The sequence below is a fragment of the Xanthomonas sp. NCPPB 3959 genome (genome assembly GCF_056675575.1).
This window is the reverse complement of the sequence record NZ_JBWWVR010000001.1, coordinates 260,542-281,117: the sequence shown is the minus strand read 5'-3', so window position 1 is coordinate 281,117 and position 20,576 is coordinate 260,542. Positions and strand designations below refer to the sequence as shown.

The following is a 20,576-nucleotide window of genomic DNA, read 5'->3' as shown; positions in this document are numbered from 1 at the left end:
CAGGGTGGCAAGGCTCAGACCAGGTCGCGATAGTCCTGCAGGATCACCATCACCAGTTGACTGCGCGAGCGCACGTCCAGCTTGTTGAACAGTTGCTGGAACGTGGCCTTGATGGCGCTCTCCGAGCTGCCAAGTTGGCGGGCGATCAACTTGTTGGATTGGCCGCGCAACAGACCACGCAGCACTTCGCGCTCGCGTTCGGTAAAGCTGGGGCGGCTCTCCTGCGTGTCCTGAGCGACCAGCGACTGCAGGTAGCGCTGGTCGATCAACACCCGCCCCATCGCAACCGCATGAATGCTGTCGATCAGTTCGTCGGTGGAGACGTCTTTGCGGCAGATGCCCGACACGCCCAGGCGTATCAACGCCAACGCATCGCGCTCGGGAAGCCCGGCGGTGACCACCAGGGTTGCCGGGCGCTTGGCCTGGTCGGCCTGCCGCCGCATGTAGTCCAGCGCGTTGTATTCGCCCATGTCGTAATCGAGGATGACCACGTCCGGTGCCAGCGATGCGATCTGCACGATCGCCTGCGCCAGGTTGCCGGACTGCCCGACCACATCGAACCGCGCGTCGGCACCGAGCAGACGCAGCAGGCCTTCGCGGAACAGCGTGTGGTCATCGAGCAGATACAGACGCACCGGATTACGCCGCGACTCATCCATCCAGCGTCTCCGCCAGTGGTGCATGCGCAAGCGGCATGTGCAGCTCGAAGCAGGCGCCATCGCCTCCCGGTGCGTAGCGCAGCGCGCCCTCCTGATTGCTCATCAAGGCGCGCGAGATGTAGAGCCCCAATCCGGACCCATCGCTATCGCTGCGAAATGGCTGAAACAAACGGCCTGGCTCGGCGATGCCCGGGCCGGTGTCACGCACGCTCAACACGGCACTGCCCTGCTCCATGCGGGCGCTGACGATCAGCTGGCGCCGCGGCTGCGGCAGCGGCTGCACCGCACGCAGCGCGTTGCGTGCCAGGTTGAGCAGCACCTGCAACAGCGCATGACGGTCGCCGTGCACGGCCGGAAAATCCGCCGGGATCTGGATGACCAGCTGGCCATCAATGTCGTCCCAGTCCGAGCGGATGATCACGTCCAACTCGCTGCACAAGGTCTGCAAGCGGGTCTCGTGCGCCGCATGCGGCGTCTGCCGGCGCAGGTTGAACGAGGCCAGTTCCATCAATGCGGCGACCAGGCTTTGCAATGCGGCCAGGTCCGGATCGGCACGGATGGCTGGATGACGGGCAAGATTGGAGGTCACCACGCCCGCGGCCGAGCACAGGTTGCGAATCTCATGCGAGACCGCGCCTGCGAGCAAGCGATTGTTCTTGAGCAGATCATCGAAGTGCGCCGATTCGCGCGCACGCACTTCTTCGCTGGTGTCGACCAGGATCGCGGCCAGATGGCGCTCCTCGCTGTCTTCGTAGACCGAGAACCAGGTGGTTGCAGGAAACGTGCTGCCATCGTCGCGCCGGCCCCAGGTGCTGGCCGAGGTGCGCATGCCGTCGAGGTTGGCGCTCATGCTGAGCGCGTCGTCGAGCAGGGGCAGGAAGTCGCGCACGGCGCGCCCTTGCAGCCCGCCCTCCTCGGCCATGTCGAGAATTTCGTGGGCGGCGCGGTTTGCCGCCACGATACGGCCATCGCCGGCCACGGTCAGCAGCGCGGCGGGGCTGCTCTCGGCAAGCAGGCGCAGTTGCCGTTCCAGCCGCCGGCGCAGACGTTGTTCGGCACGCAGCTGCACGTAGTGCGAGAGGATCACCCGGCGGGTGCGGCTGATCTCGGCCACCAACAGGCCGCAGCCGGCGTAGGCAATGGTCGCCATGAAGAAGCGCAAGGCCTGCTCGACCAACGATTCTTCGGTGACGAACAGACCGCGTAGCGCCGCACAGGCGACGGCGGCAATGACGATGTTTCGCCGCGACAGCACGGTCGCCGCCAGCACCACCGGCAGGATGTACAGCAGCCCGAGCGACACGCCCAGGTGTGAGTACCACTCGGCCAGCACCAGCAGCGCGAGCATGGCCAGCGACGCCCACAGCGTGGGAGCGCGATTGAGCCTGACCACCTGCCCGCGCCATTTGAACGGCAATCTCAGTCTGTCCATCGCTTCACCACGTTCCGAATCATCAATCAGCTGTGCTCATGCAACAGCATTGCGGCGGCGCCCGCTTATTGCATCCTATCGAAAGATAGCTGGACGGCATCGTTGGACGGCGCAGTGACCGTCCAACGCTGGCGCAAGGATGGCAGACACATCCGTGGAGGCTGGGTGTAATGGCGGCACCCACGTCGATACCGCCTCCCATGATTCTTCGCGATACGTTTCCGCTGCGCCGTATCTGGCCAAAGACCTACAAGCGCTTGCTGGTGCTGCTGGCCTTCGATTGCGCGGTGGCCGGGCTCTACACCTTTGTCGATTGGCATTGGCTGTCGATCGAGGCGCTACCGCTTGCGCAACTGGGATCGGCATTGACGATCTTTCTGGCGTTCCGCGCCAATGCCGCGTACGGCCGTTGGTGGGAGGCGCGTCAGCTGTGGGGGTCGCTGGTGAACACCTCGCGTGCGATCGCCCGTCAGGCGCTCACCGCACTGGATGTGGATCCAGCCGATCCAGATCAGGTCACACTGCGCGACGACATCGTGGTGCATCAGGTGGCCTTCGTCCATGCGCTGCGCTGCCACCTGCGCAAGCAGAATCCGTTTCCGGAACTGGCCGGGCTGCTCGGCGCAGAGCGCGCCGACGCACTCCGTGTCTATGCCAACATCCCCAACGCCTTGACCTTGCGCCTGGGGCAACAACTGCAGCAGGCCCGTGCCTTGGGCATGCTCGACAGCCTGCGCTGGTCGTCGCTGGATGCGAACCTGACCACGCTTGCCAATATCCAGGGTGCCTGCGAGCGCATCAAGAACACGCCGCTGCCACGCCAGTTCTCGTCGCTGCCGCGCGCCCTGGTGAACCTGTATTGCTGGCTGGTGCCGCTCGGCCTGATCGCCGGCATGGGCCTGGCGATGCCGATCGCCTCGGTGCTGATCAGCTTCACGTTGATCGCGATCGACAGCGCCAGCAGCGCGATCGAGGACCCGTTCGAAAACACCGTGCACGACACCCCGATGACCGCGTTGTCGCGCGGGATCGAACTGACCTTGCGCGAAATGCTTGGCCAGCGCGTGCCGCTGCGCGAGGTGCGCGCCATCGACGGTTTCATCTACTGACCAAGGACACAGCCATGCAGACCACGCCCACCCAGCTGATCTTTGCCACCAACTTTTCCGAGACCTGCCACGCCGCGATCCCGACGGTGGCGCAATTGGTCGACCGCCTGCGTGCGCGCCTGACCATCCTGCACGTGCATGCCAAGGGCAAGCGTGCGCAGGCGCAACAATCGCTGGACTCCTTCTTTGCCGAAGCGTCCAACTACCCAGGCTGCGAACGTGCGCTCAGCAGCGGCCCGGCGGCGGCCGGTATCGTCTCGTTCTGCCGCAGCCGCAACGATGCGCTGCTGATCATGCCGCCCTCCGAACGCACCGGCCTGCCGCGGCCGTTGCATGTCTCCCTGCGTGCGCGGGTGCTGCAGCGCGTGGCCACGCCCATGCTGACCCTGCCCTACGCCGAGGCGCTGCCGCGCGATGGCGCAGTGGGTGGGCATGTTGCCTGCTGGATCACCGGCCGTGAAACCAGCCTGGACTCCTTGCGCGATGCGGCAGCGCTGGCCCGTCGTCGCGGCGCAGACCTGCATCTGCTGCATGTGATGCCAGATATCAGCGAGGGCTTGCTGATGGACAGCCTGTTCAACGACCAACCGTTGACCGAATCGGCAGCCAGCCATTGGCTGAGCGAGCTTGCCGCGCAGTTGCAGGACGACGACTTACGCGTGCGCATCCACGTGGCGGTCGGCAACCCACGGCGCGAAATCGCCAGCTTGCTCAAACGTGCCCGCGCCGATGTGCTGGTGGTCGAACACGATGCCGTGGTGCGTCGCGGCGTCTGGCGCTCCTCGCTGCATGCCGCATTGGCGAAGACGCCGTGCGTGTTGATCTGCCTGCCTCCAGGCCGGCTGCGCGCTCCGGCATTGCGGGTCAACGTGGGGCCATCGCTTGAGGGCCGCGAGACCGGTCTGGCAAGCCGGCTGCTTGCGCGCGTGCAGCGTCTTCAGCTGCATGGGTGAGGATCGCAACAGGCCAGCTGTTTTGTTGTTCCAGACACGCAAACGCCCGGCTCCTTGCGGAACCGGGCATTGGCAGTGAGTCGCTGCGCCGCTTAGTTTGGTGAAGCGGGCGCCGCAGCGGGTGCCGCCTCTGGTGCGGGATTCGGCACGGCGTTGGGCGCGGCATCGGGCGTGACCCGCCAGATGGTATTGGCCAGGTCGTCAGCAACGATCAGCGCACCACGTGGGTCGACGGTGACGCCGACCGGACGGCCGCGAGTCAGGCCATCGTCGCCATGGAAGCCGGAGACGAAGTCGATCGCATCGCCTGCCGGGCGACCATCGCGGAACGGCACGAACACGACTTTGTAGCCGACCGGCGGGTCGCGGTTCCAGCTGCCGTGTTCGCCAACGAACACACCGTCGGCAAATTGCGTACCCATCGCCGCTGATGAAAATGCAACGCCGAGTGCGGCCACATGCGAGCCCAATGCGTAATCGGGAACGATGGCCGAAGCGACCTTTTGCGGATCCTGCGGCATCACCCGTGTGTCCACATGCTTGCCCCAATAGCTGTAAGGCCAGCCGTAGAAGCCGCCTTCGCGCACCGAGGTCAGATAATCGGGAACCAGGTTCGGGCCGATTTCGTCGCGCTCGTTCACCACGGCCCACAACACGCCACTGCCCGGCTGGATCGCCAGTGCGGTGGGGTTGCGGATGCCGGTGGCGTAGGGCTTGTGCGCACCGGTTGCCGGATCCACCTGCCAGATCTGCGCACGATCGATCTCCACCGCCATGCCGCGCTCGGTGATGTTGCTGTTGGAGCCGATCGCCACATACAGGTAACGCCCGTCTGCACTGGCGGTCAGCGCTTTGGTCCAGTGATGGTTGATGGCCGAGGGCAAGTCGGTGACCTTGGCTGGCGCGCCGCTCGCCTTGGTCTGCCCTTCGCGATAGTCGAAGCGCACCAACGCATCTTGGTTGGCGACATAGAGCGCGTCGCCGATCAGCGCGAGCCCGTAAGGCGCGTTGAGGTTTTCGGCGAACACGGTCTTCAGTTCATAGGTGCCGTCGCCATTGGCATCGCGCAACAAGGTCAGCCGGTTGCCGCTTTTGACCGATGTATTGCCCTTGGCCTTGATCGCGCCGGCAATCACGTCCTTGGGCTTGAGATTGGGCGCACCGCCGCCGCGACCTTCGGCCACCAGAATGTCGCCGTTGGGCAACACCAGGGTCTGGCGCGGAATGCCCAGGTCGGTGGCGATCGCAGCGATGCGGTAGCCGGCTGGCACGGTCGGACGCCGGTCGCCCCACGCGGTGGGCTTGGCGATGGTCATGTCGGGCATCAGCCCGCGGTCCGGCTCCGGCAGCTCCGGAGTGGCGCCGCGCTGATTGAGCTCGGGCGCCTTGCTGCAGGCGGCCAGTGCTGCAGCGAGTACGGACACTGCAATGATCGTGATGGTTTGACGCTTCATCGTGCACCTCCTACGCGCAGGCCGGACAATCCCGCCCAGGTTGCGACCAACGCAAACGCGGTTGCGATCGCTGAAAACACCAGTGCCGCCGGCATCACTGCCCAGGCATCACGCGCATGATGCAAGGCATCGAAAAAGCCCACGATCCATGCCGCGCCGAGCGCGATGATGTAGATGACGTTGCGGCTTCCACGCGCGAATCCAACGATCGCGCACACCAGCGCAATGCTGGTCAGTACCATCGCCGCGACCAGCAGCCAGGAGGCAAAGTTGCTCCACTGGATCTGGTAAGTGCTCCAGTAGGCGTAGTCGCTCAGTAGCGCGCCGAGAAACAGTGGCCACACGCCACCGAGCACGGCGGCATGGAATGGGTGGATTGCCCAGGACCGGGCGGGAAGCGCAGTTGAATTCATGGCGGACTCATTGGGGGCGAGGTCTGGACGTGGCTTGATGCTGCCAGCGGGCATGTGATGAGGAGCGCAATGTAGATGCTAGCGGCTGGCGTCTTTGTTGGTCTGGGCACGCGCAAGCGCGCTTGCCGCTGCGATGAGCTCTGGCAGTTCCTGCCGGAAGGAATCCGCGTATCCAGGCAACAGAGTCGCCTTGAAACTGGCGTGGTCGAACACCGGCTTGTCCTGCAGGTATGCGATCTCCCGGCCTTGCAGGACAAAGTTGAAGCAGGCACGCCAGCGCGGATCCGGGCTGCTGGACAGATGCACTTCGATGAGACTGCTGGCATCGCTCGCGGTGTTCTTGGGTGCAGCGGAAAATGCGCGCACCGAGATCTGGCTACTGCTGTTCATGCGCGCCATGATCGTCTGTGGACCGTCGCGGTGTTGTGAGTCGATGCAGCTCACGCTTTGCGTGCCGGTTGGGTGGCGTCAGGCTTGCACCTAGCTGGCTCTGCAAGTTTCAAGGGTTTGATGCCAGCCATCTCACAGAACGTGCACACGCCTCAAATCCGGATTCACGTCAGCAATGATGCGTAGTGAGTAGTTTTTGTTGATCGAGGTCCGCTGCGTGTTGCGATTTTATTTGCGGTGGATTGCTTTCGGAACACCATTTGATTGATCAATTTCTAATCGCCACCGCTGGCTGTATCGAGTAACAAGCCCGGCAATGAAATCGTTCCGCTGCTTTATGAATCCTTTTATCTAAGAGCGACCTGTGCAGCATGCGATCTGCCGTGTTTAAAGCTTCATTGCAAATAGCAGCAATGAATCCCGTTGATTCCTTGCAAGTTGCAAAATTATCGCCCAATCTGGAATCGACAACTTCTTGCTGGGCAAGCCTTACTGGTTCAAGCCGCTCAATGCAGGCACTGAGGTGTGTATGGGGCTCACCATGATCCGGAACATCGGTCACTACCGATTGACGGCGCACACGGCGCCGGCAGGTGCCTTGTACGCTCCGGAAATTCTTGTCTCTTTCGAAGATGGCATCACCCTGCGCGGTTATAAACCGCCGGATGTCAGATTCGATACCCAACTTGCTGCGAGGCATTACGCCAGGCAATGGATGGGCAGATGCAAGCTCTCGGCGTTGGGCATTCTTGAAGACAGCTGACATGGGTGCGCCGTTCGAGGCATCGTGTCGATCGATGAAGACCTACCCAAGCTCGATTCTGCAGATGTACGGGAATCTTGCCCGGTAGCGATGCCTCAACCTGGCCAGAGCAGTCAAACTGCAGGGAACCCCAACGTGAAGCGCGCGCCCTGCCCGGGCCCGGATGCCACATCGATGAACCCATTGGCCTGCCTCACTGCGCCGTCGACTTGCGCCAAGCCCAAGCCGGTGCCCTTCCCCGCCGGCTTCGTTGTGAAGTAGGCGTCGAACAAATGCTCACGTACCTCGGGCGTAATACCGCTGCCGTTGTCGCTGACAGCGATGGTGACGTAGTCGCCACTGCGGCGAGCGCTTGCCTCGTCGGCATCGGCAAGCGTGCACTGTGCCACGGCAATACCGACCTTGCCGTGCTCGCCACAGACATCGCGTGCATTGATTATCAGATTCAAAAGCGCGCGTTCCAATGTGTGCGGATCGACCAACACCACACTCCTGGTCGCTGCCGGTGTCCACTCGATAGACACCTTGTTACCCGCTGCCTGTTGCAGCAAGGGCAGCAGCCGTGCGACCAGCTCGTTCAGATCCACCTCTTCGGGTGCGTACGGGTGATTGCGCGCGAACCCCAGCAGTCGCTGCGCCATGATCGAGCCCTGCTGCAAAGCGCCCTCGGCTATGCGCAGAATCTTCCTGTCTTCGGCGATGACAGCGCCGCGAGACTGAACCACTTCGATGGCAGCGCCCGCGGTTTGCAGCACGTTATTGAGGTCGTGGACCACCCCTGCCAGCAATTGCCCAACGGCCTCTCCCTCCTGCGCCCGCTCGGCAACGGTCTCGGCCAGTCGCTGGGCTGCGCGCGCAATATCGAGTTCACCTTCCACATCGCGGCCGCTACTGTCGTTGCTGTTGAGCTCGTAGCCAATGGCGTTGGACAGTTCGCTTTGCCTGATCAACGGGTCGTTGCGTGCGCTCAGCGTCTGGTTGAGCGTGCGTAGCGCTTGCTGCGATTGCCGGCGCTCGGTGATGTCGCGATTGACCGCCAGCACGCCTTCGATGTTGCCGTATGCATCGCGCAGCGGGCTGGTAGACACCAGCCAGAACTGGCGTTGGCCATCGGCGCCGGTGCACTCGGTTTCGAATTGCTGGGACAATCCTTGACCAGCAGCCGCAAGCGCATCTTCCACACGCTGTCTGAATTCTTCCGGCCACAACGACGACCAGCGCTCGCCCACGATGGACCTGGCATGCTCTGCCGCCACACGTGCCAGACCATGCGCATTGACGAATTTGACGCGCCCATCCAACGAAATTTCCTTGATGGAATCCAGCGAGAGTTCGACCACTTGCCGGTAGCGATGATCGGGGAAATCTTGCGTCGTGTTCATCGTGCTCAAATCGATCACATGCCTTTCGCGTGGGAAACGTAGTGTGGTGCGGGCATCCTCAGAACACCTGCTTTATGGAATTCAAGAACGAAAAACTGATCCTTGTGGTCGACGACGATGTTGACACCCTTGAGGTCGCTGCGCTGTTGCTGTCGGATATTGGATATGCGGTTGTGACTGCTGTAGACGCCCAGGAAGCGCTCGAACATATCGACAACCATCCGGGCATCGACCTGCTCTTTACCGACCTTCAGATGCCGGGTCTGCTGGACGGCTATGGTCTCATCTCTTACCTGCGCTCCAATGGCAATAATGTGCCAGCCATCCTCACCTCCGGTCTGGGCCGCTCGCCCAACGGGTTGCCCGAGCGCACCATCTTCCTGAGCAAACCCTACACGCGCCGTGGTCTGGTGCAACAGATTGAGGCGTTCGTGGGGCACTAGAAGCAGGGCGGCTGCAGTGCGGCCCCCAATTGCACGGCCCGCTTCACAGCGATGTCATCGGTTGAGCGCCTCACACGCTTTGCACCACTTGCTGCTTAGCTTCCTTGCGATGAGCGCACGCATCACATCCAACGATCCAGTTTTTTTATCGCCTGACAACCACTATGCAAAGAACGGGCTCAACCAATCAATGCTGCAACGTTGGTTGTGCGATCACCCTGTGCTCCCTTTACCAGGGCGCGGCCGAACTGCCGAACGCTGGCAGCTGCTCGCCGATATCGCTGCGGAAGACCTGTGTGTCGCCAAGTTTCTGGAAGCGCATTACGACGCGCAGGCCATCTGCGCCGATCTGGCTGTCGAACTGATCGAACCGGGGCAGCGCTGGGCTGTGTGGGCGGCGGAGCCACCGGGTTCGGACATGCGATTTACCGGCAGTACACTCGAAGGAACCAAGGCGTGGTGCTCTGGTGCAGCCCAGGTCACGCACGCGTTGGTGACCACGCAGCACGCCGGTGCCAGCGGTCTGTTTGCGGTGGCGTTGAATCAACCCGGTGTGCAGATCGATGCAAGTGGCTGGCAGGCGATCGGCATGCGCGACATCGAGACCGCCAATGTCACCTTCACCAAGGTTCCCGCGCAGCAGGTTGGAGCGAGCGACGCGTATCTGACACGGCCAGGGTTCTGGCATGGTGGTGCCGGCATCGCCGCATGCTGGTTTGGCGCAACCAGCGCCGTTGCCGATGTGCTGCGCACAGCGCCTCGGGTGCGCCGCGATCCGCACGCCGCCGCGCACTTGGGCGCCATCGACGCAGGCCTGGCCGCTGCTGGTGCGTTGTTGCGTCAGCTCGCGCAACAGATTGACGCACAACCGCAGGATCCGCAGATGCGCGGCGTGCTGCAGGTACGCAGTGTTGTCGAGGCGGTGGCGCGCGACACGCTTGATCGGGTCGGCCGTGCCCTGGGACCGGGTCCGCTTTGCGGCGACCGCGTGCATGCACAGCGCTGCGCCGACTTGTCGGTCTTCATCCGACAACACCACGGCGAACGCGATCTGCAAGCCTTGGGTGAGCTCTGCCATCAACAGGATCTCGCATGGAAGATCTGACCGGCCAGCCAATCGAAGGTGCAGGCACACCCGAGTCGGTGTGGCGCGATGCAGCGTGTCTGAGTGGCATGCCGCGCAGCTCGCTATCGCAACTGCTGCAAGGCAGCCGTCGGCTGGTCGTGGTCGCGCCCCACCCCGACGATGAAGTGCTTGGCTGCGGTGGGCTCATCGCAGCTGCACGCGCGGCTGGTGTACCTGTGCTGATCATTGCGCTCACCGATGGCGAGCTGGCGTATCCCGACGAACCAGGCTGGGCGCCGCATGTGCTTGGCCCTGCGCGTCGGCTGGAGCTCGATGCAGCCGTTCGACATCTGGGTCTGTTGCCAGGCGCATTGGTCCATCTTGCATTGGGTGACGGCGCGCTGGCTGCGTGCGAGGCGCGGATTGCAGAGGCTGTGGGCGGCTTGCTCGATGCAAACGATACGGTGCTGGTGACTTGGCAGCGCGACGGCCATCCCGATCACGAAGCCGCATCGCGCGCCACCAGGGCTGCCTGCGACACCCGAGGTGCGCGCTTGCTGCAATACCCGGTCTGGGCCTGGCATTGGTCGCAACCGGACGACGGCGTCTTTACCGACGAGCGCGCGACCCGATTCGAGTTGTCTCCCACGGTAATGGAGGCAAAACGGCAGGCCATCCAGTGTTTCGCAACGCAGATCGGTCAGTGCACGCCGGCGGTTGCGGCGCCGATTCTGCCGCTGCATGTGTTGGAACGGTTCGATCGCTCTTTTGAGGTGTTCATCCGATGACGGCCTTGAGCGTCGCGCATTTCGAGCAGCTGTATGCCGACGACGACCCGTTCGGCTATCGCTCGCGTTGGTACGAGCAGCGCAAACGAGAGATCCTGCTCGGCACCCTGCCCTATCGGCGCTTTGCAAAAGGCTGGGAATTTGGATGTTCCAACGGAGAACTCACTGCAGCACTCGGGCAACGCTGCGACGCGTTGCTGGCCACCGATCTCTCTCAGCAGGCGGTCGACCTGGCGAGTGCGCGCGTCGACCAGATGCGCCATGTGACCCTGCAACAGGCGGCGCATCCTGCGGATTGGCCGGAGGGCAGCTTCGATCTGATCGTGTTTAGCGAGGTCGGCTATTACCTGGAAGATGCCGCATTCGAAAAAACCGCTGCGCTGTTTGCCCAATCGCTCAGCGAGCGCGGTTGCCTTGTCGCCTGTCACTGGCGTCACGACTTCCAGGGCGCGCTGCGCAGTGCAGAGCAGGTGCATGAAGGATTGAACGATGCATTGGCGCTGGAAACGCTGTGCACGTATCAAGACCCTGATTTCGTGCTGCAGGCATGGATGGCCGGACCGTCGATTGCGCAACAGGAGCGCCTGCGATGATTGCGGTGACCATTCCGGCGCATAACGAAGCAGCGCTGATTGGGCAGTGTCTACAATCCATCCTGGTGGCGGCACGGCATCCGCAGTTGTATGGCGAGCGCGTGGAAATCCATGTCGCGCTCGACCGCTGCACCGACCTTACTGGCAGCATTGCCCGTTCGCATGGCGCCATGACGCTCAAGACCAGCGGCGGTGTCGGCATTGCGCGTGCGGCAGCGGCTTCTGCGGCAATCTCCCGCGGTGCGCGCTGGCTTGCCTTCACCGATGCCGACACCCGCGTGCCACCGGACTGGCTGTCGGCACAGCTCGGCTGCGCGGCCGATGTGTTCTGCGGCGTCGTGGAGGTCGGCGATTGGCGCGACTTTCGGCCGGAGACGCGCAAAGCCTTCATGGACACGGAAATCCGCTGTGACGGCCATCCGCATGTGCACGGCGCCAATCTGGGGATGAGCGCAGCCGCCTATCTGGCCGCCGGCGGTTTTTCCACGCGCACCTCCAGCGAAGACGTCGCCCTGGTCTGCGCACTGGAAGATGCCGGCATGCACATCGCGCGCCTGATCACCCCGGTCGTCAACACCAGTGCCCGCCGCGACGCCCGCGCCACCGGCGGATTCAGCGATTACCTGATCCGTCTGGAAGCCGCCGTCATGGCGATGAGCCCTGTGCCCAGCAAGAACGCGTAGCAAAACAGCCATCGGTTCAACGGCGACACGTGATCAAGCAACGACAGATCGAACATGCAGGCACAGGTCTTGCGGTCTCCACCATCGTCATTCATGACAGGCGGTTGCCAATCATCAGTGGGTGTAAAATGCACCCATTGGACGCAAGGCACTGCCCTGATGAAGAAAACCGAAGACACGCCTGAAGGTGCACGACTGCGTGAGCTGCATGGCGCGCTGCTTGAGATCGTTGGCGTCATGAACCAACCGCAGCGCGATGCAGCGATGATTCTGGAGGCTGGGATCACCCTGGAGCGCGCGCAATTTCCGCTGCTGGTATTGATTGAACGGTTCGGGCCGATCGGCGTGGTCGAACTTGCCGATCGCGTGGGTCGCGACTACACCACCGTCAGCCGGCAGATTGCAAAGCTGGAAGAACAAGGCCTGGTCAGCCGGCGCGAGAGCGCTGCCGACCGGCGTGTGCGCGAGGCAGTGATCACCAGGAAGGGAAAGACGATGACCGACAAGGTCGATGAAGCGCGCAAGAAGATCGGGTTCGCCATCTTTTCCGAATGGAAAGAGCGCGATCTCGATGCACTGGTGCGTCTCATGCGCAAGTTTGCGGACGATCTCAAACGCGGCGTTCCATAAGACGCCCAGTCATCTCTGCGACCTGAAGGACAAGTGCGCGGGAGCTTCACACTTGTCGATTCGAATGATCACATCAACTCGAATTCGGCATGCTCTGCCGCAACAACACCTGCCTTGTGCAGGTAGTCGGTGATGCGCTGCGTTGCCTCGATGCGGCCGGTGAGGGCAACGTAGCCGTCCGGTCGCACCAGCACCAGATCGCCCGTTGCCAGCCCATAGGCGCGTTCGATCTGCTGGCCCGGATCCTGCAGATCGCCGTTGCTACCGATCGAATAGCTGCGAACACCCGGATAACACGGCAGCGTGTGTGCAGCGATCTGGTAAGCCAACAACGTCCAGTGCGGTCCCTTGAACAGCTCGAACAGGCGCGTTGCCTGCCCTGCCGCGCCCAACAAGGGTGCATCCGGTGCGCGCGAACCGGAGGCGATTGCGGTCGCAGACAGTGTCGGCCACACCAATGCAGAGGCGTCGTAGTGCAGGTCCAGTTGCTGCGTCTGCCGACCGCGGCGCAAGTCGCCCTGCTTGGCTGCGTCGAGCAGCTTGATCGACAGGCCCAGCATTTCGGCAGCGATTGGGCGGCGTTCCTGCTCGTAGCTGTCGAGCAGGCTCTCGGACGCACCGCGCACCACCGCAGCCAGTTTCCAACCAAGGTTGTAGGCATCCTGCAAGCTGGTGTTGAGCCCCTGCCCGCCGGTCGGTGGATGGATATGTGCGGCGGCGCCAGCCAGCAAAATACGTCCAACGCGGTAACGGTCTGCCAGTCGCGCGTTCATCGCATATGCCGATGCCCAAAATACCTGCTCGACGCGGATGGCGGTGTCGCCGATGCGCGCGGCGATCATCGCGTTGAGGCCGCCAACTGACAGATCGATGTCGCCTTCCAGCGGCACCGGTGCCTGGATCTGGAACCAATCGGTCCCGGCTAGCGGGCAGAACGAAATCTGGGTTTGCATCGACGCCTGGTTGAAGCGGTGCCAATACGCCCGATCCAGACCACGGATGACCACGTCGGCCACGATTGCGCGCACGCCCAGCGTCTTGCCGGGAAACTCGATGGCAAGTGCGTGCCGCACAACGCTGCGGCCGCCATCGGTTGCCACCAGGTAGCGGCTGCGGATCATTTGCGCGCCGCCGCCATCGCGCAGCTGCACGCTCACGCCGGCGGCGTCCTGCTCCAGTCCGACCAGCTCGCATCCATAGTGCGGGGCATGCCCGAATTCGGCGAGACGCTCGCGTAACACGCGCTCGGTCAGGAATTGCGGAGCCATCAATGGCTGTGCAAACGGCTCGGTCATGGTCGGCTCCGCACGATCGGGTGCGGCGTCCGTGTAGCTGCCGTCCTGAGCATAAGTGCGCTCAGGCGGATACGGGCCGCCCACGGCTGCCAGGCGGTTTGCGATGCCCAGGTCTTCGAAAATCTCCAGCGTTCTCGGTTGGATGCCCTTGCCGCGCGAGCCACCGAACGGCTCGCTGATCTTGTCGATCAAGCGGAACCGGATGCCCCGGCGCGCCAGCTCCAGCGCCAGGGTCAGTCCGGCGGCACCGGCGCCGCAGATCAGCACATCGAGGTCTTTGTCGTCGTTCATGGCCATCCAAATATGTGCAATATGCACTTAATTTGACGGCAGCTTAGGCCCATCGAAAAAAGAGTGCAAGTAGCACATATTCAGTCGGCGCTGCCGGCTTGGCCCGGCCGGTGCGCAAGACCCGCGCTCTGCATCCTTTTCAGTCGCGTTCGCCGCGCAGAACCGACTGCAGAAACCTGACGACCTGGGCGGAATGGCCCCGCGCCGCGAGTTCGGCTGCCGTCTTACCTCCCAGCTCGCGAATCGGGTCGTGATGAAACCAGGCGGCCGCTTCGGCAACAGGAACCATCTTCAGCGCCAACGTCAGGATCGTCGCCTCATCTCGCATACGGCGGTATCGGCGATGAAGACGACAGGCAACTACAGAAAGCGATCATGGCGAACTCCATAGGCGAAGCAGCGTGGTGGCAAGCAAGACGGCGTAGGACGCGGTGCGATTGCCCTGCACGTTGCCACGCCGATGTCGGTGGAACGTCGCAAGTGCCGTTGCTGCACTGCCGACATTTGGCCGACATGCATGACGCACGCTGCTGCCGCGCCATCGCTCCCTGCTCGACCGCGGGTCGGCACAGCGGCGGCGCTGCCCTCTCCCACTGAAGCCTCCCCATGACGCATTCCCGTTTCTTCCTCGCCACACTATTGGCACTCCCCTCTCTCGCCGCAGCGCAGACCACACCGGAAGCGGACCCATCGCTGGCCGAACAATCGCCTTATCGCTGGGGCCTGGGCCTGGGCGCGATTGCCTCGGATAGCCCGTTCGCCGGTGAGGGCACGCGGATCAACCCGGTGCCATTGATCCTGTTCGAGGGCGAGCGGGTGTTCTTGCGCGGTATCACCGGCGGATACCACATCATCAAAGGCGAGACCTTCAGCCTGGATGCGATTGCCGCGCTACGCATGGACGGCGTGGCGGCAGACGATCTGGGTAGCGAGGAATTGGCGCGCAACGGCATCGATCGCGCGTTGCTGGAAGATCGCGACGACAGTCTGGACCTGGGTCTGGTCGGCACATGGGAAGGCGCGGTAGGCGAATTCGAGTTAACGGCCAAAGCCGACGTGACCGGCACCAGCGAAGGCTACGAATTGACCGCGCGTTACGGCTATCCCATCACTGTGGGACGCGGCCGGTTGACGCCCAGCGCCAGCATCAGCCATCTCTCCAAGGACATGGCCAATTACTACTACGGCACGCTGGACGAAGAAGTCGCACGCGGTGTGGTGGATTACAAGCCGGATTCGGCCACCGTGCCGACCGTGGGTGTCACTTATGTACGACCGATCGGCAAGCGCTGGCAGTTCATGACGCGCCTGCAATACAGCGTGTTGCCCAGCAAGCTCAGCGACAGCCCGCTGCTCGAACCCGATACCGACGGCGTCGGCACGCTGTTGATCGGTTTTTCCAGGGGCTTTTGATGACACCGGGCCATGCCGCCGCCATGCAGCGGCAATCTAAGCGATGCCTGCGCGCGAGCGCAGCATGATCGCCTGGACCTTGCTGTGCCTGGTGGCGAGCTGGATCGCAGCGATGACCTACGTCTACCGGTATCGCGGTCGAGCGCGCTATGCCAGCCTGAAGCAATACCTGCGCAAGAGCTGGCCGGTGTTCGCCTTGCCGAACGTGATTCTCTACACGTTCACCAAACGCGCAGCGCGTGGCCCGTTCGTCGCGTTGGATGCCTATCCAACGCTGGCATCGCTTGCGCAACACTGGGAAGTCATGCGCGACGAGGCATTGGCCATCCAGGCCGGCGGCAGTTTCGACGAGGCGCGCCGGGAAGGCTCGGTGGCGTCGTTCGATGTGGGATTTCGCACGTTCTACAAATATGGCTGGAGCCGCTACTACCTGCGCTGGTATGGCTACACGCATGCATCGGCGCGTGCCAGCTGCCCGCAGACGCTGCAGATCCTGGCGCAGTATCCGCAGGTCAAGGCCGCCATGTTCGCGATCCTGCCGCCGCATTCGGGGCTCACACCGCATGCCGATCCGCTGGGCTGCTCGTTGCGCTACCACCTGGGCCTGGCCACGCCCAATGCCGCGCAATGCTTCATCGACGTCGATGGCCAGACGCGTGCCTGGCACGACGGCCAGGCATGAAACCTATCTGCATTTCGTCCGCAACGACACCGATGCTGCGCGCCTGATCCTCATGTGCGACGTCGCCAGGCCGATGCGCTGGCCGGGAAGGCTGTTCAACCTGCTGTACTGCCAGCTCGCGCGTGCCGCGATGACACCCAACGACACGCGCGACAAGCGCGGCCCGGCGAGCGCCTTGTTCACCTGGATCAGCCCGCTGATGGCGCGCGGAAAGCAGCTGCGTGCGCGGCATCGGCCGACCTACACCGCCATCAAGTGGGCGATCAATCTGCTGTTGCTCAGCGTTGCGCTGGCAAGCCTTGCCGGCGTGATCGGTGCCGGGCGCTGGCTACTGCATGTTTGAGCATTCCCCTGCCCTGCTGGCATCGATCTGCCGCCTGTTGCGCGAGCTGGTCGAGTGCATGGAGACGATGCTGCGTATGATGTTTCCCACCCTGAAAAACACCGATGCGATGACCTCCAGCTCGATCCAGCCTGCGCAGGTATTGCAAGTGCTCATCATCGAAGACAACCGTGCGCTGGCGGCCAATATCTTCGATTATCTGGAGGCATGCGGACATCAACCCGATGCCGCGCCCGACGGCAACTCCGGACTGAATCTGGCCATCAGCAATCGCTACGACGCCATCATTCTGGATTGGATGCTGCCGCGCATGGATGGCATGAGCGTGCTGCGCACGTTGCGCGAAGACCATGGCTGCCGCACGCCGATCATCATGCTCACCGCCAAGGATCAGCTGGAGGGCAAGCTGCTCGGGTTCGAAAACGGCGCCGACGATTATCTGGTCAAACCGGTCGCGCTGCCGGAGCTGGAAATGCGCTTGCGCGTGATGGTGGGCAGAGCCAGCGCGAATGCAGCAACAGCGGGTCACTTGCTGCAGGTCGGCGATTTGCGCTTCGACCTGGATAGCCTGAAGGTCTCGCGCGGCGAGCGCAGCGTGGTGCTCTCCAGCACCTTGCGCAACGTGCTGGAATTGCTGATGCGCGAATCCCCAAGAATCGTGCGTCGCGACCGACTGGAAAGCCTGATCTGGGGCGACGCATTGCCCGAAGGCGATCTGCTGCGTTCCCACATGCATGTGTTGCGGCGTGCCCTGGATCAGAGCGGCGAACACAAACTGCTGCACACCGTCACCGGTGTCGGCTATCGCCTGGGTGGTGGGACGCGATGAGATTGGGCGGGCGCCTGGGAAGTCTGCAGTGGCTGATCAGCAGCAGCCTGATCGTGTCCGGCGCGATGCTTGCCCTGGGGTTGGCGGTTCAAGGGTTTTTGAGCCAGGAGTTGATCGAAGCTCCGATCTGGAAACAGCTGCTCACCTCGAGCACGCAAAGCATTGCGCACCTGCCTGTGGCCGAGTTGCAAAGCGCGCTTCCTACCGATGGCCCGGTGCAGGGCTGGCTAGTGTCAGATCCTGCCCGACTCCCCGCAGGAATGCCGGCCTTCTTCGCTGCGCTGGCGCCTGGCTACTACGGCGAAGGTGATCTTGAAGCCGCCAAGGGAGCCCCGTTCCTGACCAGGAAGTTCATCAACATCCTGCAACCGCATTGGGGGCCGTTCGCTGAACCCCCGGGCCAGACACGGCCCGATCGCAGTTACTCGGTGTTGATCACCACGTTGCCGCAAGGGCGGTTGGTCATGAGCATCGACATGACCGAGCTCGAAGACAAGCAGAACGAAAGCGTTCAAGTGAGCGTGCTGTTCATGCTGTTGAATCTGGCGATGATCGCGTTGGTGATCTGGTGGCTCTTTATCAGTCTGACCCGGCCGGTCACCGACCTGGCACGTCGCATGCGGCAGCTGGACCCGCTGCAACCCGCGCAACGGCTGCCCACCGACTACCGCAAGAGCGAGCTCAATACAATTGCGCGTGAGGTGAACGCGCACCTGGAACGTGTAGCGCGGGCAATCGAACGCGAGCGCAGTCTGCTGGACCAGGCCAGCCACGAATTCCGCACGCCGCTGGCCGTCATCTCCGGCGCAGCCGATGTGCTGCACAAGCAACAGTTGCCGGAGCGCGCGCAGCGGCCGTTGCATCGCATCGACGAGGCCGTGGGCAACCTCAAGCAGATCATGGAAGCGCTGCTGTATCTTTCGCGCGAACCAACCCCTGCCGAGCGCGAGGAGATCACCCTCCTGCACGGACTGCTTCCTGATCTGGTCCAGGACCATCTGTATCTGGTCTCGGCAAAGCCGGTGCAGTACCACATCGATGCGCTGGAGCCGCTGGTCTTGCACGCGTCCGAATCGATGGTGCGCATTGCCGTGGGCAACCTGCTGCGCAATGCGGCCGACCATACCTATGCCGGCGACATCCGCGTCTCGCTGGTCAAGCACAGGCTCTGCATCCGCGACTCGGGCGAAGGCTTCGATACCGCGCTGGCGGCAGAGCGCTACACCGCCTCATTGAAACACTCGGTCAAGCAAGGCGGCGGTTCGGGGCTGGGCCTGTTCCTGACCCAGCGTATCTGCGAGCGCTTCGGCTGGCGCCTGCATCTGGAGTCGACCATCGCCGAGGGAACCCTGGCGCTGATCGATTTCAATCCGTAACCGAGAGCCGCTGCAGACCTGGCGTTCGTGCGCTGTCAGCGACGCATTGAACTGATGGTCTGCCAGGCGACGCTGCTACCGCGATTCCCCGATAGCCGGGAAGCCGGTGCAGGCGCTTACCAGATCGCCACGCGGTCCTTGTCCGATGCGCTCCACCGATTGCGCTCGTCACGGCCTTGCAGGCATCATGCGCCACCTTTTTCGTCCCCCACCCCAGAGGCCTGCTCCTTGGACAGTCATAGTCGATTGCGTCGCGGCACCTGCGCCGACGGATCCTGACCCAAGGTCGGCTCCGTCCGCACAGGGCGGGGCTCATCGCGTGCGCTTGCGCCCACGCATTGCCTGCATTACCCACACAATCCAGCTAGACCCAAAGCGCGGTCTTTGGCGCTCCGACCCAGGAGAGTGCCGATGTCCCTGAAGCTGTTCCCCGCCCTGCTGCTGGCAGCTGCGTCCGTGCTTGCGTTCCGTGCGCAGGCCGCCGCCAGCCTGACCACCGACGATGCCGCCCTGACCCCTGAAGGACGCTGCCAGGTGGAAACCTGGCTACGTGGCTCCCGCCCGGGGCGCGAACTGACCGCCGTGCCTGCCTGCACCTGGGCCGGCAACGAAGTCAGCCTGGGGCTGTCGACGTTCAGCGACCAAACCCAGGCCGGTATCGCCGCTCTGGGCGTGAAGCGGCTGTTTCGCGATCTGGACCAGCAGCGCTGGGGCGTGGGTGCCTCGCTGGGGGCGAACTGGGACATGCGCCGGCAGCGGCTGGATGGGCTGATCCTCAATGTGCCGGTGAGCATCGCGTTGGATGCGGACCGACGCAGCCTGCTGCATCTGAACGTAGGCGCAAACACGCCCCGCGGCGCAGCGATGGCGCTGACGGCAAGCGTGGGCGTGGAGCACACGCTCGGCCCCGCCTGGACGGTGCTGGCCGAAGCCTTCGGCGATGACCGCGGCGGTTTCGGCCAGCAGGCTGGGCTGCGGCGCCTGTTTGGCGACCGTGCCAGCGTGGATCTGCTGGCCGGATATCAGCATGGTGCAGACCACACGCCGTGGGTGACGCTGGGCTTCAACCTTTTATTGCCCGATTGATCGCTGGACTAAAAAAGCGCCTATTCGCTAGCAGCAACGGCGTTTTTCCTGCCTGAAGAGACTCGGCTTCTATCGAGCAACCACTCGAATCACCCTAGCTGCCTATACAGAAATCTAGGCTGATTGGCATGCCAAAACCATTGAATTTTGCACAATCGATTCCATTGGTTGTGGCTGCTTAGTATAAATTCGGATGGATATACTAATTTAAACATTGACCGACGATAAAGATCCCACTGCTTTTATATCGCGGAAAAAATCATTCGCCGCTCATACGGCAGAGTCCGTTAGATTCGCTAACTTACGGTCGAATCCGCTACAGCATGTGAGGGATTTACCGACAGCTTGAGGTATATCCCTGATTCACTGCGATAGCAATCGCATTTAGGATTGCCGCCCCTTGAGAAATGTGATGATTTACGGTCGCGTTCGCTCCGACTTTCCTCTGTACTAGAGCTCGCTAGTGGCGTTCTAATCCTTTCTGGCTATGGATTAATTCGCAA

At 62.8% G+C, this 20,576-nt stretch carries 23 protein-coding genes; 15 read left to right on the top strand and 8 right to left on the bottom strand.

Annotated elements, in window-relative coordinates; all coding sequences use genetic code 11:
• Window positions 1-14: 14 nt before the first annotated feature.
• Both AC1KVG_RS01130 and AC1KVG_RS01125 read right to left on the bottom strand, forming a co-directional pair.
• Complete coding sequence (locus AC1KVG_RS01130; RefSeq protein WP_023904044.1) at window positions 15-659, bottom strand: LuxR C-terminal-related transcriptional regulator; 645 nt, start codon at window positions 657-659, stop codon at window positions 15-17.
• Window positions 652-2,091 (bottom strand): ATP-binding protein, encoded by a 1,440-nt coding sequence (locus AC1KVG_RS01125; protein WP_481093225.1) that lies wholly within the window; start codon window positions 2,089-2,091, stop codon window positions 652-654. Before AC1KVG_RS01125 ends, AC1KVG_RS01130 begins: the two co-directional genes overlap by 8 nt.
• A 200-nt stretch (window positions 2,092-2,291) precedes the next feature.
• Here AC1KVG_RS01125 and AC1KVG_RS01120 point away from each other — a divergent pair, with 200 nt between their 5' ends.
• Complete coding sequence (locus tag AC1KVG_RS01120) at window positions 2,292-3,200, top strand: bestrophin family protein (RefSeq protein WP_115040020.1); 909 nt, start codon at window positions 2,292-2,294, stop codon at window positions 3,198-3,200.
• A gap of 14 nt (window positions 3,201-3,214) precedes the next feature.
• Window positions 3,215-4,153, top strand: coding sequence for a universal stress protein (locus AC1KVG_RS01115; RefSeq protein WP_481093224.1), 939 nt, complete (start codon window positions 3,215-3,217; stop codon window positions 4,151-4,153).
• Between the two features lie 92 nt (window positions 4,154-4,245).
• Here AC1KVG_RS01115 and AC1KVG_RS01110 read toward each other — a convergent pair whose 3' ends face one another.
• From AC1KVG_RS01110 to AC1KVG_RS01100, 3 genes are all read right to left on the bottom strand, one after another.
• Window positions 4,246-5,607: a PQQ-dependent sugar dehydrogenase gene (locus tag AC1KVG_RS01110; protein ID WP_481093223.1), complete on the bottom strand. Its 1,362-nt coding sequence runs from the start codon at window positions 5,605-5,607 to the stop codon at window positions 4,246-4,248.
• Window positions 5,604-6,020, bottom strand: coding sequence for a hypothetical protein (locus tag AC1KVG_RS01105; RefSeq protein WP_023904039.1), 417 nt, complete (start codon window positions 6,018-6,020; stop codon window positions 5,604-5,606). Before AC1KVG_RS01105 ends, AC1KVG_RS01110 begins: the two co-directional genes overlap by 4 nt.
• A 78-nt stretch (window positions 6,021-6,098) precedes the next feature.
• Window positions 6,099-6,410 (bottom strand): hypothetical protein, encoded by a 312-nt coding sequence (locus AC1KVG_RS01100; protein WP_023904038.1) that lies wholly within the window; start codon window positions 6,408-6,410, stop codon window positions 6,099-6,101.
• 475 nt (window positions 6,411-6,885) lie between these two features.
• On the opposite strand from AC1KVG_RS01100, the gene AC1KVG_RS01095 reads away from it, so the two are divergent.
• Window positions 6,886-7,173 carry a hypothetical protein gene (locus tag AC1KVG_RS01095; RefSeq protein WP_043907281.1) on the top strand — a complete coding sequence of 96 codons (288 nt, stop codon included), beginning with the start codon at window positions 6,886-6,888 and terminating at the stop codon, window positions 7,171-7,173.
• 113 nt (window positions 7,174-7,286) lie between these two features.
• Here AC1KVG_RS01095 and AC1KVG_RS01090 read toward each other — a convergent pair whose 3' ends face one another.
• Complete coding sequence (locus AC1KVG_RS01090) at window positions 7,287-8,555, bottom strand: two-component system sensor histidine kinase NtrB (protein WP_481093222.1); 1,269 nt, start codon at window positions 8,553-8,555, stop codon at window positions 7,287-7,289.
• A gap of 74 nt (window positions 8,556-8,629) precedes the next feature.
• Here AC1KVG_RS01090 and AC1KVG_RS01085 point away from each other — a divergent pair, with 74 nt between their 5' ends.
• The 6 genes from AC1KVG_RS01085 (at window position 8,630) to AC1KVG_RS01060 (ending at window position 12,758) form a co-directional block, all read left to right on the top strand.
• A complete protein-coding gene (locus AC1KVG_RS01085) occupies window positions 8,630-8,998 on the top strand; it encodes a response regulator (RefSeq protein WP_006448791.1) in 369 nt (122 codons plus the stop codon).
• A gap of 109 nt (window positions 8,999-9,107) precedes the next feature.
• Entirely contained in the window at window positions 9,108-10,103 is a 996-nt protein-coding gene (locus tag AC1KVG_RS01080; protein ID WP_481093221.1) for an acyl-CoA dehydrogenase, read from the top strand.
• Window positions 10,091-10,852, top strand: coding sequence for a PIG-L deacetylase family protein (locus tag AC1KVG_RS01075; protein WP_481093220.1), 762 nt, complete (start codon window positions 10,091-10,093; stop codon window positions 10,850-10,852). The genes AC1KVG_RS01080 and AC1KVG_RS01075 overlap by 13 nt, the downstream gene beginning before the upstream one ends.
• Window positions 10,849-11,445, top strand: coding sequence for a class I SAM-dependent DNA methyltransferase (locus AC1KVG_RS01070; RefSeq protein WP_481093219.1), 597 nt, complete (start codon window positions 10,849-10,851; stop codon window positions 11,443-11,445). Before AC1KVG_RS01075 ends, AC1KVG_RS01070 begins: the two co-directional genes overlap by 4 nt.
• The gene (locus AC1KVG_RS01065) at window positions 11,442-12,128 is read left to right on the top strand and encodes a glycosyltransferase family 2 protein (RefSeq protein WP_481093218.1); all 687 of its coding nucleotides are present in this window, start codon (window positions 11,442-11,444) and stop codon (window positions 12,126-12,128) included. Before AC1KVG_RS01070 ends, AC1KVG_RS01065 begins: the two co-directional genes overlap by 4 nt.
• A 54-nt stretch (window positions 12,129-12,182) precedes the next feature.
• Entirely contained in the window at window positions 12,183-12,758 is a 576-nt protein-coding gene (locus AC1KVG_RS01060; RefSeq protein ID WP_481093217.1) for a MarR family winged helix-turn-helix transcriptional regulator, read from the top strand.
• A gap of 68 nt (window positions 12,759-12,826) precedes the next feature.
• Here AC1KVG_RS01060 and AC1KVG_RS01055 read toward each other — a convergent pair whose 3' ends face one another.
• A complete protein-coding gene (locus AC1KVG_RS01055; RefSeq protein ID WP_481093216.1) occupies window positions 12,827-14,344 on the bottom strand; it encodes an FAD-dependent oxidoreductase in 1,518 nt (505 codons plus the stop codon).
• A 139-nt stretch (window positions 14,345-14,483) separates the two neighbouring features.
• The gene (locus AC1KVG_RS01050) at window positions 14,484-14,645 is read right to left on the bottom strand and encodes a hypothetical protein (RefSeq protein ID WP_481093215.1); all 162 of its coding nucleotides are present in this window, start codon (window positions 14,643-14,645) and stop codon (window positions 14,484-14,486) included.
• A gap of 305 nt (window positions 14,646-14,950) precedes the next feature.
• On the opposite strand from AC1KVG_RS01050, the gene AC1KVG_RS01045 reads away from it, so the two are divergent.
• The 6 genes from AC1KVG_RS01045 (at window position 14,951) to AC1KVG_RS01020 (ending at window position 20,073) form a co-directional block, all read left to right on the top strand.
• Complete coding sequence (locus AC1KVG_RS01045) at window positions 14,951-15,757, top strand: MipA/OmpV family protein (protein WP_481093214.1); 807 nt, start codon at window positions 14,951-14,953, stop codon at window positions 15,755-15,757.
• 64 nt (window positions 15,758-15,821) lie between these two features.
• Window positions 15,822-16,439 (top strand): aspartyl/asparaginyl beta-hydroxylase domain-containing protein, encoded by a 618-nt coding sequence (locus AC1KVG_RS01040; RefSeq protein WP_481093213.1) that lies wholly within the window; start codon window positions 15,822-15,824, stop codon window positions 16,437-16,439.
• On the top strand, window positions 16,414-16,782 hold the full coding sequence (locus AC1KVG_RS01035) for a hypothetical protein (RefSeq protein WP_481093212.1): 369 nt from the start codon (window positions 16,414-16,416) through the stop codon (window positions 16,780-16,782). Before AC1KVG_RS01040 ends, AC1KVG_RS01035 begins: the two co-directional genes overlap by 26 nt.
• 142 nt (window positions 16,783-16,924) lie before the next feature.
• Complete coding sequence (locus tag AC1KVG_RS01030) at window positions 16,925-17,611, top strand: response regulator transcription factor (protein ID WP_202975291.1); 687 nt, start codon at window positions 16,925-16,927, stop codon at window positions 17,609-17,611.
• Window positions 17,608-18,987, top strand: coding sequence for a sensor histidine kinase (locus tag AC1KVG_RS01025; protein ID WP_481093211.1), 1,380 nt, complete (start codon window positions 17,608-17,610; stop codon window positions 18,985-18,987). Before AC1KVG_RS01030 ends, AC1KVG_RS01025 begins: the two co-directional genes overlap by 4 nt.
• Before the next feature lie 411 nt (window positions 18,988-19,398).
• The gene (locus AC1KVG_RS01020) at window positions 19,399-20,073 is read left to right on the top strand and encodes a hypothetical protein (protein WP_481093210.1); all 675 of its coding nucleotides are present in this window, start codon (window positions 19,399-19,401) and stop codon (window positions 20,071-20,073) included.
• Window positions 20,074-20,576 lie beyond the last annotated feature (503 nt).